Source organism: Kitasatospora sp. NPDC093558 (assembly GCF_040683475.1).
GTDB lineage: Bacteria > Actinomycetota > Actinomycetes > Streptomycetales > Streptomycetaceae > Kitasatospora.
The window spans coordinates 1-1,442 of record NZ_JBFBDY010001153.1 but is presented as its reverse complement, the minus strand read 5'-3'; the positions used below and the strand labels follow the sequence as shown (position 1 = coordinate 1,442).

Sequence of the window (1,442 nt, the reverse complement as noted above, 5' to 3'; positions counted from 1 at the left end):
GGCAGATGGTGGAGCTGGCGGTCCGGATGGTCCCGCACGCCCTGGCCGGGCTGCGGGCCGCCCAGCCGGCCGGGGCGCCGGCGTCGGCGCCGCCCGCGGACGGGCGGGGCGGGCGGCGGCTGCGGCTGGTGATCGACGGACCGGCGGCCGGCGAGTGGCTGGTCCCGCTGGACGGCCAGGGGGACGGGCCGCCGGGCGGCGAGCCGGTGGCGTCGATGGTGCTGGACGGGCTGGAGTTCTGCCAGCTGGCCGCCGCGCACCGCGATCCGCAGCGGGTGCCGGTCGGCGAGCACGGCGACCGGGCCGCGATCCGCGAGGTGCTGCGCGCGGTGCCGCTGCTGTCCCGCCCCTGAACTGCCTGCCCCCGTCAGTCCAGGACGCCCGTCAGGCGAAGACGACCGTCCGGCTGCCGTTGAGCAGCACGCGGTGCTCGCTGTGCCACTTGACCGCGCGGGCGAGCGCCTGGCACTCGACGTCCCGGCCGAGCGCGACCAGCTGGTCCGGGGTGATGTCGTGGGTGACCCGGGCCACCTCCTGCTCGATGATCGGGCCCTCGTCGAGGTCGGCGGTGACGTAGTGCGCGGTGGCGCCGATCAGCTTCACGCCGCGGGCGTGCGCCTGGTGGTAGGGCTTGGCGCCCTTGAAGCTCGGCAGGAAGGAGTGGTGGATGTTGATCACCCGGCCGGACAGCGCCTTGCACAGGTCGTCCGAGAGCACCTGCATGTAGCGGGCCAGCACGACGAGTTCGACGTTCTCGCGCTCCACCAGGTCGAGCAGCTGCCGCTCGGCGTCGGCCTTGTTGTCCCGGGTGACCGGGATGTGGTGGAAGGGGATGCCGAAGCCCTCGGTGAGGTCGCGGAAGTCGGTGTGGTTGGAGACCACCGCGGCGATCTCCACCGGCAGCGCGCCGATCCGGCTGCGGAACAGCAGGTCGTTGAGGCAGTGCCCGAACTTGCTGACCATGAGGACGATGCGCATCCGCTCCTCGGTCGGGTGGATCTGCCACTCCATCGCGAACGAGGCGCCGATCGCCGCGAAGCTGGCCCGCAGCTTGTCCGCGGTGACGGGCTCGGCGGCGGAGAAGTGCACCCGCATGAAGAACAGGCCGCTCTCCCCGTCCCCGAACTGCTGGCTGTCGATGATGTTGCAGCCGGTCATGAAGAGGTAGCTGGAGACCGCGTGGACGATGCCCTGCTTGTCGGGGCAGGACAGCGTGAGGACGTACTGGGCACTGGCCGGCTGCTGTTCCACGTGGGGGTATCCCGTCCTTGGGTCGTGCGCTTTCGTGAATGGTCCAGCGTGTCACATCCTGGACACCGCCCGTCCCGGTGCCCGTACTGCGGGACGGCACCGACTTGTCCCTGTTGACGCCTAGGCAGCGTGGCACGCCCGAAGTGCTCATCCGACAAATCGCGCGAAGCCCGGACCCCCGGCCCGGGAAC

Annotated in this window: 1 protein-coding gene and 1 pseudogene; one reads left to right on the top strand and one right to left on the bottom strand. The window is 71.5% G+C overall.

The features are described 5' to 3' along the window. A pseudogene (locus tag AB0O00_RS39315) lies at nt 1-353 on the top strand (MDMPI N domain containing protein); the annotation flags it as partial. A 31-nt stretch (nt 354-384) separates the two neighbouring features. Here AB0O00_RS39315 and purU read toward each other — a convergent pair. Further along, nucleotides 385-1,251, bottom strand: a complete 867-nt coding sequence (gene purU / locus AB0O00_RS39310; protein ID WP_363659465.1) for a formyltetrahydrofolate deformylase — start codon at nt 1,249-1,251, stop codon at nt 385-387. Nucleotides 1,252-1,442: the final 191 nt, after the last annotated feature.